Origin of the sequence: Bradyrhizobium sp. BLXBL-01 (genome assembly GCF_051853025.1) — a bacterium.
Taxonomy (GTDB): Bacteria; Pseudomonadota; Alphaproteobacteria; order Rhizobiales; family Xanthobacteraceae; genus Bradyrhizobium.
On sequence record NZ_CP182471.1, the window covers coordinates 1,051,091 to 1,065,751 of the forward strand.

Sequence of the window (14,661 nt, forward strand, 5' to 3'; positions counted from 1 at the left end):
CGCCGTCCCGGATTGGCGCTCCACTTGTCCGGGACGACGCCGAGAGCTACTGCGCCAGCGCCAGGATGCCGCCGGCGAACGAATGCCACGCCGCCGTTTCGCTGACCGGCCAGTTCAGCACCTTCACCGCCAAAAGCGCGAGGGTGCCGGTGATGTAGACCGGATGCACGCGCCCTTCGGTGCGCCAGTCGCGCACCATGGCGACGACGAGCAGAAGGGAGGCGACGACAGCCGGCGCGATCGTCACGGGCACCGGCGGCGGGCCGGGCGGTCCGGGAGGCGCGAGGAAGGTCAGGAACCAGCGCGCGATCGCGGCGTCGAGGATCGAGACCGCCGCGAGCAGCATCAGGCGCTTGTGAACCTCGGGCCTGCGCGTATTCATGATCGCCAGCACGAACACCACGGCGAAGAACGCGATTCCGCTCATCGGCACGATCGAGAAGGCGATGCCGGCGTCCTTCTGCCCGAGCGCGGCGGAATGCTGCATCACGTGGACCGAGGCGAGGAAACCGAAAATCGTCATCGCGGTCGCGAGCGATACGCCGGCAATGCCGAGCGAGCGGTGGTTGACCACGCGGCCGGAGGCCGCGAGCCAGGTCTGGAGCACGAAATACAGCGACCAGGTGAAGAACAAGAGTCCATGAAAATGAATCACCGGGCTTGCGGAGAATGTCCGGTGAGCGAGCGGCACCCAATAGGTCGGTGCGAAGCCGAGAAAGGCGGTGGCGGCGCAGGCCAGCGCCATGTGGAAATAAAAGTATCGTGCGGGCGACGCATCACGCGCGCGTACACGACGATCGTCGATCAAGGTCGTCATCAGGAGTGAGTCTGGGAAAGCGGGGTCCGGTTCAAACTCCGGGACGCTGTGTGTGACGAGGCGCACGTTGCTGAACGCACCAAACTCGCCGTCGTCCCGGATCTGCGCGCCCCTAGGGGCTCGCTCGTCCGGGACGACCCCGAGTTTGTGTCGCGGAGCTGCCTCATCCGCCCGCGCTCAATTCTGCGCGATCGAGTTCCTCCTCGAGCCGGTGAAACGCATCGTCGCCGATCACCTCGGTGGCGCGCAGATCGAAGATCGCCTTACGCGCGGCCTCGATGGCGCGGCGGCGGAGGGGATCGGCGGGAAGTTCGCCGTTGCTGATGCCGCCGTTCGGATCGGTCTCGGTCTGCATCAGGATGGCGCGATATTCGAGCCGCAGGATTTCCGCCTCCTCCGACGGATCGCTCTCGATCGCATCGAGCGCAGCGCGATAGGCGACCGCGCGGCCGCGGGCGACCTCGATACCAACGGGATCGTCGTCCTTGAGGTTGAAAGCGAGGATCAGCGGCCGCAGCGTCAGGCCCTGGATCACCAGCGAGCCCAGCACCACCGCAAAGGCGATGAAGACAATGAAGTCGCGATAGGGAAAGTTTTCCGGCAGGGCAAAGGCGGTGGCGAGCGTGACGAGACCGCGCATGCCGCACCAGGAGATGATGAGCCCGCCCTTGGGCGAGGCCATCTGCTTCGGATCTTTAGGGCGATAGAGTCCCTGCGCGATCAGCACCCGGAGACTTGTGCGATAGAACGTCACCCAGAACAGGCGCACCAGGATCACCGTCAGCAGGATCCAGGCGGCGGCTACGCAATATTCCCAGCGCACGTCCGCGTCCAGCCGCGTCCAGATCGGCCGCATCTGCATGCCGATCAGCATGAAGGCGAGCACGTTGAGCACGAACACGGTCGTGTCCCACACGGCATAGGACGGTACCCGCAGCCGCGCCGGGATGCGTGCCGGCGCGGTCCGTGCGACCGTGATGGCATAGACCACGATCGTGAGGATGCCGGAGAGGCCGAGATGCTCGGCGGCGATCCACACCAGGAAAGTGGTGGCGAACTGCACGATGATGGCGCTCGGCGCCTCCGTCACCCGCTCCATGAACAGCGGAATGATGCGGCCTGCGGCCAGACCCGCGATGACGCTGCCAACCAGCGCCAGCGCCATGGTCGGCGCGACCTGGCTCCAGGTCAGATGCTCTGTGGCGACCGCGCCGACGGCGATGCGATAGATCAGCAGCGCGCTGGCGTCGTTGAGCAGGCTTTCGCCTTCCAGCACTTTGACCATGCGATGGGGCAGCTTGACCTGGCTCAGGATCGCGACCGCAGCGGCCGCATCCGGCGGCGCCACGATGGCGCCGAGCGCGACCGCGGCGGCCCAGGGCATGTCGGGCATCAGCCGGTGCGCGACATAGGCGACGCCCGCCGTGGTCAAGCCGACCGCGGCGACGACCAGAGTCGAGACCGGAACCCAGTTGTTGCGAAGGTCGCGCAACGACGTGTCGAAAGCGGCATCGAGTAGGACCGGTGCGACAAAAAGCGCCAAGGCCAGGTCCGGCTCCAGCGCCCAGGACGGGCTCGAGGGCACAAAGGCGATCAGCGCGCCGCCGATGGCGAGAAAGGTCGGGTAGGGCACCTTGATCCGCCGCGCCAGCGCCGATAAGCCAACGGCGCCGAGCAGCAGCGCGATGATCCATTCGAATGTCGACACGATGATCCCCGAAGCCGATCTGAGCGGTGCCACAAGCTAGCACCAATCTTGCCGTATGATGGATAGTACGGCTTCAAGGCAAGACCTCTTCAAGACAACATCTTAAGAGGATGGACGGCAAGGTTTCGACCGCAACGAGCATGCGTTTTCTCATCCACCTGTTCGGCGCCGGGCTGCTCTACGCGCTCTCGCTCGCCCCGGCCGATGCCGCGACCGGCGGCGAGCCGGTGGCCGTGACGCCGGTCGATGTCGCGCCCTGCCTCGCGGCGGCCGCAGCCGACGACATGGACAAGGCGGCCACGGCCTGCGACGCCGTGATCGACAACGAGAAGACGGTGAAGGGCGACCTGATCAAGGCGCTGATCGCGCGCGGCGCGCTCTATGCGCGGCACGACCAGATCGACCGCGCCATCGCCGACGACAGCCGCGCTCTTCTGCTCGACCCCGGCCTTGCGGACATCTTGAACGCGCGTGGCGAGCTCTGGCTGAAGAAGGGCGACAAGCCGAAGGCGGTGCAGGATTTCGGCGCAGCGCTCAGGATCGATCCGAACCACGAGAAGGCCAAGGCCAATCACAAGGCGATGGCGCGCGAGATCGAGCGGATCGGCGCGCAGATGGCGGTCGCGGGCAAGCCCAGCTTCAATTGCGCGCGAGCGCGTCTGGCGGTGGAAAGGGCGATCTGCGGCAATCGCGAGCTCGCCGATCTCGATCGCGAGGTCTTTGCCTCCAATGCCCGTGCGATCCGTGAAGCGCGCAATGCGGCCGAGGCCAAAGCGCTCCAGCGTGAGCAGGACGCGTTCATCGCGCGCCGCAATGCCGATTTCGGCCGGCCGGGGTACGACCTGAAGAAGGCGATGCAGGAGCGCTTGCAGCGGCTGAACGGGGTGGATGGGTATTGAGTCCTTCGCCTCTCCCCGCGTGCGGGGCGAGGGAGAGCAGGCACTGGCCGTCCCTGCCAGGCCCGGTTTGAACCCATCCCTTGCCAGCTGCGACAACGGTGAGAACCCGACGTCACGGAGCCCTATGTCATGTGCGGCACTCACGCCTCCGCGCAAGCGCTTTCGCCTGCCAAGATCTCGCTTCGCGCCCTATTCCTCGGCGCGGCAATCAGTTTCGCTCTCGCGGCCCCCGCCGCGGCGAGCACCGAGTGCGTGCTGGGGAGCAAGGCTGACCCGGCCGAGCTGATCCCGGCATGCAGCGCCATCATCGACCAGACCGCCAATCCGGCCGCCGAACGCAGCGCGGCGCTCGTTGCGCGCGCCGACGCCAATGCACGGACCTCCGGCGGCCAGTCCCAGGCGCTGCGGGATCTGGACCGCGCCATCGCGCTCGACGGCAAGAACGCGAAGGCCTGGCGCGTGCGCGGCGACCTCCTGCGCGAGGCCGGCGGCGATCTCAACCGCGCCGCGGCGGATCTGACCAAGGCGATCGAGCTCGACCCTCGGGATGCCGAAGCTTACGAGCTGCGCGGCGTCGTCTACACCAATCAGCGCCGGCTCGACCGCGCGCTCGCCGATTACGACCAGGCGATCAAGCTGAAGCCGGACGATGCGCAAGCCTGGTCCGACCGCGGCGTGGCCTATTATCTCGGCGGCGACAACGAGAAGGCGATCAGGAATTTCGACGAGGCGCTGCGGCTCGATCCAAACCGCGCGCGCACCTACACCAATCGCGGCGCGGCCTACAAGAAGCTCGGCCAGCTCGACAAGGCGGTCGCCGACGACGGCGAGGCGATCAGGCTCGATCCGAAGGTGCCGGAATATTACGACAACCGCGGCCTGACTTATGCTGCGATGGGCGAGTACGACAAGGCGATCGCCGATTACGACCAGGCGATACGACGGGAGCAGCGCGCCAATTTCCTGACCAACCGCGGCGATTCCTACCAGTTCAAGGGCGAGCTCGGGGCGGCGCTGAGCGACTACGAGGCTGCGCTCAAGCTCGATCCGAATTTCGCGAAGACCTACAACAACCGCGCCGTGCTCTACAAGAAGATGGGCGAGCGGAAGAAGGCGCTGGCCGACTATGAGACGGCGCTGAAGCTGGACCCGGGCAACGAGAATGCGGCGAACGGCCGCCGGGTCATGATCGCCGAGATCGCGAAGTTCGGCGCCGAGTCCCCGCGTGCCCTGAATGCGGAGGCGGGCAACGGCCCGTCCTTCAATTGCGCCACTGCCAAGCGCGAGGTCGAGAAGGTGATCTGCGCCGATGCTCAGCTCGGCGTGCTCGATCGCCAGATTGCCGAGACCTATGAACGCGTGCTGAGGGCCTCCAAGGGACGTTCCGCCAGCGACCTGCGCAAGACCCAGCGCGAGTTCCTCACCACGCGCAATGCAAGCTTCCGCCGCCCCGGCTACGATCTGAAGAAGATCATGCAGGACCGCTTGCAGCGGCTGAACGCGATGGAGAGCTGAAAGCCCGTTCTTCGCCCTTGCCCTGCAAGAACGGGGACAGGGAGAAGACGCGTTCTTTTCGGCTTGAACCGCGGCCCGTTCCCGGGAAAATACCCGTCAAACAAGGCCGGCAATTGATCCTGGTCATGGCGGGACGCTCGTCCTGTCGTCAGGTCAGGGCCAGGCGAACAAAGGGAACGGGAGCGCGGGCATGAACGTCCAGGGCAAAAGCAGCTATCACGAGGTCCACGCGCGTTCGCTGGCGGATCCGGAAGGGTTCTGGGCCGAGGCAGCCAAGGACATCGACTGGATCGAGCCTGCGAAACAGATCTTCGATCCCTCGCAAGGAACCTACGGCCGCTGGTTTGCCGGAGGCGTCGTCAACACCTGCTACAACGCCCTCGACCGCCACGTCGAACGCGGACGTGCCGACCAGGTCGCGCTGATCCATGATTCGCCGCTGACGGGTTCGGTCACCAAGCTCACCTATGCCGAACTGCTGAACGAGGTCCAGGCGCTCGCCGCAATCATGCAGGATTTCGGCGTCACCAAGGGCGACCGCGTCATCCTCTATATGCCGATGGTGCCGGAGGCGGTGGTCGCGATGCTCGCCTGCGCGCGGCTCGGTGCGGTGCACTCGGTGGTGTTCGGCGGCTTTGCCGCAAAGGAGCTTGCCACCCGCATCGACGATGCGCAGCCCAAGCTGATCCTGTCCGCCAGCTGCGGCATCGAGCCCGGCCGCATCGTGCAGTACAAGCCGCTGCTCGACGAGGCGATCAGGCTTGCCGGCAGCAAGCCGAAGGCCTGCATCGTATTGCAACGCCCGCAGCTCACCTGCGAGATGACGCCGAGCCGCGATTACGACTGGGCCAGCCTGCGCCGCAAGGCGCTGAACGACGGCAAGCGCGCGGCTTGCGTGCCCGTCGCCGCGACGGACCCGCTCTACATCCTCTACACGTCGGGCACGACCGGCGTGCCGAAGGGCGTCGTGCGCGACAATGGCGGGCATCTCGTCGCGGTGAAATGGTCGATGTTCAACCTCTATGGCGTCAAGCCGGGCGAGGTCTGGTGGTGCGGCTCCGACATCGGCTGGGTGGTCGGCCACAGCTACATCGTCTACGGCCCGCTGCTGCACGGCGCGACCACGATCATGTACGAGGGCAAGCCGGTCGGCACGCCCGACGCCGGCGCGTTCTGGCGCGTGATCTCCGAGCACAAGGCGGTCGCCTTCTTCACCGCTCCGACGGCCTTCCGCGCCATCCGCAAGGACGACCCGGAAGGGAAATTCATCCGGCAGTACGATCTCTCGAAATTCCGCACCCTGTTCCTCGCCGGCGAGCGTGCCGATCCGCCGACCGTGGAATGGGCGGAGCAGCAGCTGAAGGTGCCGGTGATCGACCATTGGTGGCAGACCGAGACCGGCTGGTGCATCGCCGGCAATCCGGTCGGCCTCGGCATGCTACCGGTGAAGCACGGCTCGCCGACGGTGCCGATGCCGGGCTACCAGGTCGATGTCGTCGATGAAGCGGCAAAGCCGGTCGGCCCCAACACCATGGGCTCGATCGTCATCAAGCTGCCGATGCCGCCGGGCTGCCTGCCGACGCTGTGGAATCAGGACGCGCGCTTCAAGGAAGCCTACTTGAGCGAATTCCCCGGCTATTACAAAACCTCCGACGCCGGCTACAAGGACGAGGACGGCTATGTCTTCGTGATGGGCCGCACCGACGACATCATCAACGTCGCGGGCCACCGTCTCTCCACCGGCGGCATGGAGGAGATCCTGGCCTCGCATCCCGATGTCGCCGAATGCGCCGTGCTCGGCGTCAAGGACGCGATCAAGGGCGAGGTGCCCTGCGGCTTCCTGGTGCTGAAGGCGGGCGTGAAGCGCCCGCCCGCCGAGATCGAGAAGGAGATCATCGCGCTGGTGCGCGACAAGCTCGGCCCGGTCGCCGCGTTCAAGCTCGCCATTACCGTCGGCCGCCTGCCCAAGACGCGCTCCGGAAAGATCCTGCGCGGCACCATCAAGAAGATCGCCGACGGCGAATCCTGGACCATGCCGGCGACGATCGAGGATCCCAAGGCGCTCGACGAGATCGGCGAGGCGCTGAAGGGAAGGGTGTGAGGAAGTTCTGCGGTCATACGGGCGAGGCGCGAGGTCGTCCCCAACTCAACTGTCATCACCCGCGGAAGCGGGTGATCCAGTACCCCGCGGCGATTGTGTGAGCCAATGACCGCCGCGGCGTACTGGATTCCCCGCCTGCGCGGGGAATGACAGCGAGCGTGGAACGGCGCCCGGGGACTTACAATCTCCTCATTCCGCGCTAAACAGGGGCGGTCAACAAGGGACCCTCGATGCCACTTGCCGCCGCGCCACGCCTGCTGACCGCCTTAGCTCTCGCCATCGCTCTCTCCGCCTGCTCGGCGCGCTACCAGAATCCGGTGGCGATGGGCGGCGATGATGACGACGCGGTGTGCCAGAGCCGAGGCTATGCGCAAGGCTCGCCGGAATACGTGGCCTGCCGCAAGGACCGCGACGTCCAGCGCAACGCCGCCACCGCGCGCGCCGATCGCCGCCAGCGCGATCTCGGCGAGTACATGTTGAACAACCCCGTGCGCCCATGATGTGAGCTGCGGCACTATGTTGCCGCCCGCTTCGGATTCGCGCCTTCCGTGACACATCTGCAACGCCGGGGTCAAATCGCGTCGCGATGGTCCTGGTTTGATCGGCATCAAATCCTTCACCGTCCTCTTTCTGCTCTGACGCTGATGTCGCGCAACGATGCGCGGACATGGTTGAAGGGGATTGCAATGGATGGAACGATAAGAAACTTGGCGCGGATCGCGACACTCGGCGCGCTGCTCGTGGGCACGCTTGCATCAGTGCAGGCCGCAGATCTGCCGGCCTACAAGAAGGCGCCGCCGCCGGCGGAGGCGTTCAATCCGTGGATGGTGCGCCTGCGGGTGCTCGGCGTGTTGCCGGATGCGGGCGGGAGCACCGTCAATGTCGCGGGCGTGCCTTCGCTGTCGTCGCCGAATTCAGGTCTGTCGATCAGCGACCAGGTCGTCCCCGAGCTCGACATCAGCTATTTCTTCACCAAGAACATAGCGGCCGAGCTGATCCTGGGCGTGACCAGACATTCGATCAGCGGCACCGGCTCGCTCGCGAACCTGCCGATCGGCAAGACCACGCTGCTGCCGCCGACGCTGACGCTGCAATATCACTTCGACCAGTTCGGCGCGTTCAAGCCGTATGTCGGCGCGGGCGTGAACTACACCGTGTTCTTCAACAATTCCGCCGCCAACGTGCCGGCGGCCATCGTCGGACCGCCCGCGATCGTCGCCACCGCAACGAACCTGCACGTCAGCAATGCCTGGGGCGCTGCCGTCCAGTTCGGCTTCGACTACATGATCGACCGGCACTGGGGTCTCAACGTCGACGTCAAGAAGCTCTGGCTGCGCCCGAACTACAGCGCGACCGTCTCCGGCCTGCCGGTCACCGGCACAGCGCATATCGATCCCTGGCTGGTCGGCGCCGGCGTGACGTACAAGTTCTGAGGGGACGACGCCGAGGGTGTGGCAACGGCCCGCCCTTCTCAAGCCGGGGAGATCACACACCCAAACGAAACGCGGCAGGTTTTCCTGCCGCGTTTTGCTTTGTGTTCGATCGCGAACGAAGAGCGGAGTCTTACTCCTCCTCTTGGTCCTGCTTCTTGCCGCCGAGCGTCTTCAGCTTGGCGAACACGGCGTCGACGTTGAGGTCGTCGCTCGATCGCTCGGCAGGCTCGAACTCGTCTTTCTTGGTGGTCTCGGACGCCGGCAGCAGGGTGGCGCCGCCATAGGCTGCGTCGATCGGCTTTTCCTTCGCCGCGCGCTGCACCTCGAAATCGAGCTCGATCTGCGAGCACAGGCCGAGGGTGACCGGGTCGATCGGGGTCAGCGACGAGGTGTTCCAGTGGGTACGGTCGCGCACGCTGGCGATCGTGCTCTTGGTGGTGCCGACCAGGCGCATGATCTGGGCGTCCTTGAGCTCCGGATGGTTGCGCAGCAGCCAGAGGATGGCGCTCGGGCGCTCATGACGGCGCGAGACCGGGGTGTAGCGCGGGCCCTTGCGCTTGGGCTGGGGCGGCAGCACCACCTTGCTCTCCTGGAGGCGGAGCCGGTAGTCCGGGTTCTTCTCGCCCTTCTCGATCTCCTCGCGGGTCAGCTGGCCGTTGGAGAGGGGATCCATGCCCTTGATGCCCTGGGCGGCGTCGCCGTCGGCGATGGCGCGCACCTCGAGGGGATGCATCTTGGTGAAATCGGCGACCTGATCGAAGGTCAGCGCGGTGTTGTCGAGCAGCCAAACGGCGGTCGCCTTGGGCATCAGAGGTGCGTTGCTCATGGCAAATCTCCTTTGTGCTTCGCCCACCCCTCTGGAGGCGAAACCGGTGGTCATCAGCGATGACAGGGAATTCGCGCTATATAAGCCCGGAGGGGGTAGCCATGCAATGGTTCTGCTATAGATAGTGCCTTGACACCGCCCGAAAGGGGGCCCAATTCCCTTTGAACCGCTGTAGGGTTCAAGCCGACAGTTTTAAGCCTAATTCCCATCCATCGACCGCCCCCGCCAGAAGGCGAAACGGGTGATTCGGTCCCGAGATCGCTCAATGTCAGCCAAACCAGACCTCAAGATCGTGCTTTGTTCTCCCCGCGGCTTTTGTGCCGGGGTGGTCCGGGCGATCGACACCGTGGAACGGGCGCTCGATAAGTACGGTGCCCCCGTCTATGTTCGCCACGAGATTGTGCACAACAAGTACGTCGTCGATGGGTTGAAGAAGAAGGGCGCCATCTTCGTCGAGGAGCTCGCCGAAATCCCCGAAAACACCACCGCCCCGGTGGTGTTCTCGGCCCACGGCGTGCCGAAGTCGGTTCCGGCCGACGCCCAGTCCCGCAACCTGTTCTCGCTGGATGCGACCTGCCCGCTCGTGACCAAGGTGCATCGCGAGGCCGCGATCCACTTCAAGCGCGGCCGCGAGATCTTCCTGATCGGCCATTCCCACCATCCCGAGGTGGTCGGCACGCTCGGCCAGCTGCCGCCCGGCGCCGTGACCCTGATCGAGACCGCCGAGGACGCCAAGACCATCACGCCGAAGGACCCCAACAACCTCGCCTTCGTGACCCAGACCACGCTGTCGATCGACGACACCGCGGAGATCGTCGCACTGCTCAAGGAGCGCTTCCCGAACATCAACGGGCCGCACAAGGAAGACATCTGCTACGCCACCACCAACCGCCAGCTCGCGGTGAAGAAGGTGGCGCCGGTGGTGGACGCGCTCATCGTCGTCGGTGCCCCCAATTCGTCGAACTCGCAGCGCCTGCGCGAGGTTGCCGAGCGCGAGGGCTGCAAGATCGCGGTGCTGGCGCAGCGCGCCGCCGACCTCGACTGGGGCAGGTTCGGCAACATCAAGAGTCTCGGCATCACGGCGGGCGCGTCGGCGCCGGAGGTGATCGTCGAGGAGATCATGGACGCCTTCGCCGAGCGCTACACGCTGCACGTGGAGACGGTCTCGGCCGCGGAGGAGAATGAGTTCTTCCCGCTGCCGCGTCAGGTGCGCCCCGAAGCTGCCGCCGAGTAGACCTTTATGGCGGTCTACACCGACGTCGCCGCCGACGAGCTTGCGGATTTCCTGAAGCAATACGATCTCGGCGAATTGCTCTCCTACAAGGGCATCGCCGAGGGCGTCGAAAACTCCAACTTCCTGCTGCACACGAGCAAAGGCTCGTTCATCCTCACGCTCTACGAAAAGCGCGTGGCGAAGAACGATCTGCCGTTCTTCCTCGGACTGATGACGCACCTCGCCGAGCACGGCGTCAATTGTCCGCTGCCCGTGCGGGGACGCGACGGCGAGGCGTTGCGCGAGCTCGCAGGCCGGCCCGCCGCGATCATCACCTTTCTCGAAGGCGTCTGGCCGCGCAAGCCGAACGCGACCCATTGCGCCGGGGTCGGCGAGGGGCTGGCCCGGATGCATCTGGCCGGCGCCAATTTCGCGGTTCGGCGCGCCAACGCACTGTCGGTCGCCGGCTGGCGGCCGCTGTTCGATGCGGCTTCGAACCGGGCCGACGAGGTGCAGCCGGGGCTGCGCGCCTTCCTCGCCGCCGAGCTCGACCATCTCTCGAGCGGGATCTGGCCGAGCAACCTGCCCGAAGGCGTGATCCATGCCGACCTCTTCAACGACAACGTCTTCTTCCTCGGCGACAAGCTCTCGGGGATCATCGATTTCACCTTCGCCTGCTACGACATGCTGGCCTATGACGTCGCGATCTGCCTCAACGCCTGGTGCTTCGAGCCTGATCATTCCTTCAACGTCACAAAGGCGCGCGCCTTCCTCAACGCCTATGGCCGCGTGCGCCAGCTGAGCGAAGCCGAAGAGGCCGCGCTGCCGCTGTTGGCGCGCGGCGCCGCCATCCGCTTCCTGCTGACGCGGCTGGTCGACTGGCTCAACGTGCCGCCGGGCGCGCTGGTCAAGCCGAAGGACCCGCTGGAATATGTTCGCAAGCTGCGCTTCCACCAGAGTGTGACGAGCGTGCGCGACTACGGGTTGACGCCGTCGGGGCTGGTGGCGTGAGCGAGCTTCCCAATGTCACGATCTATACCGACGGCGCCTGCTCGGGAAATCCCGGGCCGGGCGGCTGGGGCGCGATCCTGAAGTTCGGCGACAAGGAGAAGGAGCTGAACGGCGGCCAGCCGCACACCACCAACAACCAGATGGAATTGATGGCGGCGATCTCGGCGCTCGAAGCGTTGAAGAGGCCGTGCACGGTCGATCTCTATACCGACAGCCAGTATGTCCGGCAGGGCATCACCGGCTGGATCTTCGGCTGGAAGCGCAACGGCTGGCGCACCGCCGACAAGAAGCCGGTGAAGAACGTCGAGCTATGGCAGCGCCTCGACGCCGCGCTGAAGCAGCACGAGGTCCGCTGGCATTGGGTCAAGGGCCACGCTGGCCACCCCGAGAACGAGCGCGCCGATCAGCTCGCTCGCGACGGCATCGCCATGGCGCGGTTGCAGCAGCGGGTGAGGGAGTAGGTGTCATTCCGGGGCGCCCGGAGGGCGAGCCCGGAATCCATTCCTCTACGCGTTGTGACGTAAGATGGATTCCGGGCTCGCGCTGCGCGCGCCCCGGAATGACCAGAGTCTCACAGCTGCCCGAGCAACGTATCTCCGCCCGACACCTCGACTTTGCCGGGCATCGCCTCGAGGTTCAGCTTCTTGACCACGCCGTCCTCAATCAGCATCGAATAGCGCTTGGAGCGGATGCCGAGGCCGTTGGCGGAGGCGTCCAGCTCCATGCCGATCGCCTTGGTGAAGTCGGCATTGCCGTCGGCGAGGAAGATCGCCTCGTCGCGCTGGTCGGTGTCGCGCTTCCAGGCGTTCATGACGAAGGCGTCGTTGACCGAGACGATGGCGATGGTGTCGACGCCCTTGTCCTTCATGGCATAGGCGTTGAGGAAGATGCTCGGCAGATGCATCTTGTGGCAGGTGCCGGTATAGGCGCCGGGCACCGCGAACAGCGCCACCTTCTTGCCCTTGAAGACGTCGTCGGTGGTCTTCACCTGCGGGCCTTCCGCCGTCATCACGCGGAATTTCGCCTCGGGCAGCTTGTCGCCAATCTGGATCGCCATCGTCGTTTCTCCATGGAAATGGGCCGGGGCTGTTCTAGAGCATTTTACCGCCGGAGGGAAACGGCTTCACCGCGCTGTGATGAGGCGACGGTCGCAATTTTCTCGTCATTGCGAGGAGCTCTTGCGACGAAGCAATCCAGACTGTCTCTGCGGAAATAACTCTGGATTGTTTCGCTACGCTCGCAATGACGATGGGGCGCGTGGGCGCGCCCCATCGAGCCGAGAGGCGTGCCTTTAAGCCGCTTCCGCCTTCTTCTCGTCGCGGAGCTGCCGGCGCAGGATCTTGCCGACATTGGTCTTCGGCAGGTCGTTGCGGAATTCGATGTGCTTGGGCACCTTGTAGCCGGTGAGCTGCTCGTGACAGAACTTGATCACGGCTTCGGCGGTGAGGTTCGGGTCCTTCTTCACCACGAAGGCCTTCACCGCTTCCCCGGACTTGGAATCGGGGATGCCGATCACGGCGCATTCGAGCACGCCCGGATGGCTCGCGATCACTTCCTCGATCTCGTTCGGATAGACGTTGAAGCCCGAGACCAGGATCATGTCCTTCTTGCGGTCGACGATCTTGGTGTAGCCCTTCTCGTCCATCACGCCGATGTCGCCGGTCCGGAAAAAGCCGTCCGCGGTCATCACCTTGGCGGTCTCTTCCGGCCTGTTCCAGTAGCCGGACATCACCTGCGGGCCCTTGGCGCAGATCTCGCCGGCCTGGCCGAGCGGGACTTCGTTGCCGTCATCGTCGCGGATCGAGATGTAGGTCGAGGGCACCGGGATGCCGATCGTCCCGGTGAACTCGGTTGCCGTCGCCGGGTTGCAGGTCAGCGTCGGCGAGGTCTCCGACAGGCCGTAGCCTTCGGCAATGAAGCAGCCGGTGATCGCCTTCCATTGATCGGCCACGGGGCGCTGCACCGCCATGCCGCCGCCGTTGGAGATCTTCAGCTTGGAGAAGTCGAGCTTCTTGAAATCGGGATGGTGCATCAAGCCGTTGTAGAGCGTGTTCACGGCCGGGAAGCTGTTGACCTGGTATTTCGCCAGCTCCTTGACGAAGCCGGCGATATCGCGCGGGTTCGGGATCAGCAGGTTGCAGCCGCCGGCGCGCACCGCCAGCAGATAACAGGCCGTCAGCGCGAAGATGTGATAGAGCGGCAGCGCGCAGACGATCATGAGCTGCTCGACATGCGGCGGCGCATTGAGCGCCGGCTGCAGCCAGGCGTCGTTCTGCAGGACGTTCGCGACGATGTTGCGATGAAGCAGCGTGGCGCCCTTGGAGACGCCGGTGGTGCCGCCGGTATATTGCAGGAAGGCGACGTCACCCGGCGACAGCTTCGGCTTGTTGAACGTCATGCCGCGGCCGGCGGACAGCGCGTCGTTGAAGGAGACCGAGCCTGGCAGCGACCAGGCCGGGACCATCTTCTTGACCCGGCGGACGACGAGGTTGACGATCACGCCCTTGAAGCCGAGCAGGTCGCCCATGCTGGCGACGATGACGTGCTTCACCTGCGTTCTCGCGATCACCTGCTCGACGGTGTGAGCGAAGTTCTCCAACACGATGATGGCTTCGGCGCCGGAATCCTTGAGCTGGTGCTCGAGCTCGCGCGGGGTATAGAGCGGGTTGACGTTGACCACCGCGAAACCGGCGCGCAGCACGGCGGCGGTTGCAACCGGATATTGCAGCACGTTCGGCATCATGATGGCGACACGCGCGCCGCGCTGCAGTCCGCGGCCTTGCAAGTACGCGGCGAGCGCGACCGACATCTGGTCGAGGTCGCGATAGCTGATCGACTTGTCCATGCAGATGAACGCCTTGCGGTCGGCGAACTTGGTGAAGCTCTCCTCCAGCAGGTCGACCAGCGATGCGTATTGCGTCGGCTCGATATCGGCGGGCACGCCGGGCGGATATTGCTTGAGCCAGATGCGCTCCATGGAAGACTCCCCTCATTGACCAGGGCCCGTTGTCCTCGGGCTTGCCTCGTTGCCGCCAGTATCCAGCTTGCCGGAACGGGTGGCAAGCCATCGTGGCTTAGGGCAAAGGTCGGGGTGTCGCTACTGGAATCGTCGCAAAACCCGCTGCCGCAGGTGCGAAG

Annotated in this window: 13 protein-coding genes; 8 read left to right on the forward strand and 5 right to left on the reverse strand. The window is 65.2% G+C overall.

Annotation, left to right across the window (positions count from 1 at the left end; all coding sequences use genetic code 11):
- Positions 1-46: 46 nt before the first annotated feature.
- Both ACNJYA_RS04950 and ACNJYA_RS04955 read right to left on the reverse strand, forming a co-directional pair.
- Positions 47-817, reverse strand: coding sequence for a hypothetical protein (locus tag ACNJYA_RS04950; protein WP_212254024.1), 771 nt, complete (start codon positions 815-817; stop codon positions 47-49).
- Between the two features lie 163 nt (positions 818-980).
- Entirely contained in the window at positions 981-2,558 is a 1,578-nt protein-coding gene (locus ACNJYA_RS04955) for a cation:proton antiporter (RefSeq protein ID WP_172785116.1), read from the reverse strand.
- Positions 2,559-2,665: 107 nt separating this feature from the next.
- Here ACNJYA_RS04955 and ACNJYA_RS04960 point away from each other — a divergent pair, with 107 nt between their 5' ends.
- The 5 genes from ACNJYA_RS04960 to ACNJYA_RS04980 all read left to right on the forward strand — a co-directional run bounded on the left by ACNJYA_RS04960 (position 2,666) and on the right by ACNJYA_RS04980 (position 8,473).
- Positions 2,666-3,424 carry a tetratricopeptide repeat protein gene (locus tag ACNJYA_RS04960; protein ID WP_260381938.1) on the forward strand — a complete coding sequence of 253 codons (759 nt, stop codon included), beginning with the start codon at positions 2,666-2,668 and terminating at the stop codon, positions 3,422-3,424.
- A gap of 129 nt (positions 3,425-3,553) precedes the next feature.
- The gene (locus tag ACNJYA_RS04965) at positions 3,554-4,939 is read left to right on the forward strand and encodes a tetratricopeptide repeat protein (protein WP_260381939.1); all 1,386 of its coding nucleotides are present in this window, start codon (positions 3,554-3,556) and stop codon (positions 4,937-4,939) included.
- A 190-nt stretch (positions 4,940-5,129) separates the two neighbouring features.
- Positions 5,130-7,040, forward strand: a complete 1,911-nt coding sequence (locus ACNJYA_RS04970) for a propionyl-CoA synthetase (protein ID WP_439402148.1) — start codon at positions 5,130-5,132, stop codon at positions 7,038-7,040.
- Positions 7,041-7,270: 230 nt separating this feature from the next.
- Positions 7,271-7,540 (forward strand): hypothetical protein, encoded by a 270-nt coding sequence (locus ACNJYA_RS04975; protein ID WP_172785112.1) that lies wholly within the window; start codon positions 7,271-7,273, stop codon positions 7,538-7,540.
- A gap of 186 nt (positions 7,541-7,726) precedes the next feature.
- Positions 7,727-8,473 carry an OmpW/AlkL family protein gene (locus ACNJYA_RS04980; protein ID WP_439402149.1) on the forward strand — a complete coding sequence of 249 codons (747 nt, stop codon included), beginning with the start codon at positions 7,727-7,729 and terminating at the stop codon, positions 8,471-8,473.
- 130 nt (positions 8,474-8,603) lie between these two features.
- Here the strand turns inward: ACNJYA_RS04980 and ACNJYA_RS04985 are convergent, their stop codons facing one another.
- Positions 8,604-9,299, reverse strand: coding sequence for a DUF1013 domain-containing protein (locus ACNJYA_RS04985; protein ID WP_172785110.1), 696 nt, complete (start codon positions 9,297-9,299; stop codon positions 8,604-8,606).
- Positions 9,300-9,564: 265 nt separating this feature from the next.
- Between ACNJYA_RS04985 and ispH the strand changes: the two genes are divergently transcribed.
- From ispH to rnhA, 3 genes are read left to right on the forward strand one after another with little or no spacing between them, the layout of a single operon-like run.
- Positions 9,565-10,533, forward strand: coding sequence for a 4-hydroxy-3-methylbut-2-enyl diphosphate reductase (gene ispH / locus ACNJYA_RS04990; RefSeq protein ID WP_172785109.1), 969 nt, complete (start codon positions 9,565-9,567; stop codon positions 10,531-10,533).
- A 6-nt stretch (positions 10,534-10,539) separates the two neighbouring features.
- On the forward strand, positions 10,540-11,523 hold the full coding sequence (locus tag ACNJYA_RS04995; protein WP_172785108.1) for a homoserine kinase: 984 nt from the start codon (positions 10,540-10,542) through the stop codon (positions 11,521-11,523).
- Positions 11,520-11,984: a ribonuclease HI gene (rnhA, locus tag ACNJYA_RS05000; protein ID WP_212254030.1), complete on the forward strand. Its 465-nt coding sequence runs from the start codon at positions 11,520-11,522 to the stop codon at positions 11,982-11,984. The genes ACNJYA_RS04995 and rnhA overlap by 4 nt, the downstream gene beginning before the upstream one ends.
- Before the next feature lie 110 nt (positions 11,985-12,094).
- On the opposite strand, the gene ACNJYA_RS05005 is transcribed toward rnhA, so the two are convergent.
- Positions 12,095-12,580 carry a peroxiredoxin gene (locus ACNJYA_RS05005; protein ID WP_172785106.1) on the reverse strand — a complete coding sequence of 162 codons (486 nt, stop codon included), beginning with the start codon at positions 12,578-12,580 and terminating at the stop codon, positions 12,095-12,097.
- A gap of 234 nt (positions 12,581-12,814) precedes the next feature.
- On the reverse strand, positions 12,815-14,500 hold the full coding sequence (locus ACNJYA_RS05010) for a long-chain fatty acid--CoA ligase (RefSeq protein ID WP_439402150.1): 1,686 nt from the start codon (positions 14,498-14,500) through the stop codon (positions 12,815-12,817).
- Between the last annotated feature and the right edge of the window lie 161 nt (positions 14,501-14,661).

Coding starts and splice junctions, on each gene's coding strand:
- ACNJYA_RS04960 (WP_260381938.1), top strand. CDS start 2,666: ATGCGTTTTCTCATCCACCTGTTCGGCGCCGGGCTGCTCTACGCGCTC.
- ispH (WP_172785109.1), top strand. CDS start 9,565: ATGTCAGCCAAACCAGACCTCAAGATCGTGCTTTGTTCTCCCCGCGGC.
- ACNJYA_RS05010 (WP_439402150.1), bottom strand. CDS start 14,500: ATGGAGCGCATCTGGCTCAAGCAATATCCGCCCGGCGTGCCCGCCGAT.
- ACNJYA_RS04985 (WP_172785110.1), bottom strand. CDS start 9,299: ATGAGCAACGCACCTCTGATGCCCAAGGCGACCGCCGTTTGGCTGCTC.
- ACNJYA_RS04970 (WP_439402148.1), top strand. CDS start 5,130: ATGAACGTCCAGGGCAAAAGCAGCTATCACGAGGTCCACGCGCGTTCG.
- ACNJYA_RS04965 (WP_260381939.1), top strand. CDS start 3,554: ATGTGCGGCACTCACGCCTCCGCGCAAGCGCTTTCGCCTGCCAAGATC.
- ACNJYA_RS04995 (WP_172785108.1), top strand. CDS start 10,540: ATGGCGGTCTACACCGACGTCGCCGCCGACGAGCTTGCGGATTTCCTG.
- ACNJYA_RS04950 (WP_212254024.1), bottom strand. CDS start 817: ATGACGACCTTGATCGACGATCGTCGTGTACGCGCGCGTGATGCGTCG.
- ACNJYA_RS04975 (WP_172785112.1), top strand. CDS start 7,271: ATGCCACTTGCCGCCGCGCCACGCCTGCTGACCGCCTTAGCTCTCGCC.
- ACNJYA_RS05005 (WP_172785106.1), bottom strand. CDS start 12,580: ATGGCGATCCAGATTGGCGACAAGCTGCCCGAGGCGAAATTCCGCGTG.
- ACNJYA_RS04980 (WP_439402149.1), top strand. CDS start 7,727: ATGGATGGAACGATAAGAAACTTGGCGCGGATCGCGACACTCGGCGCG.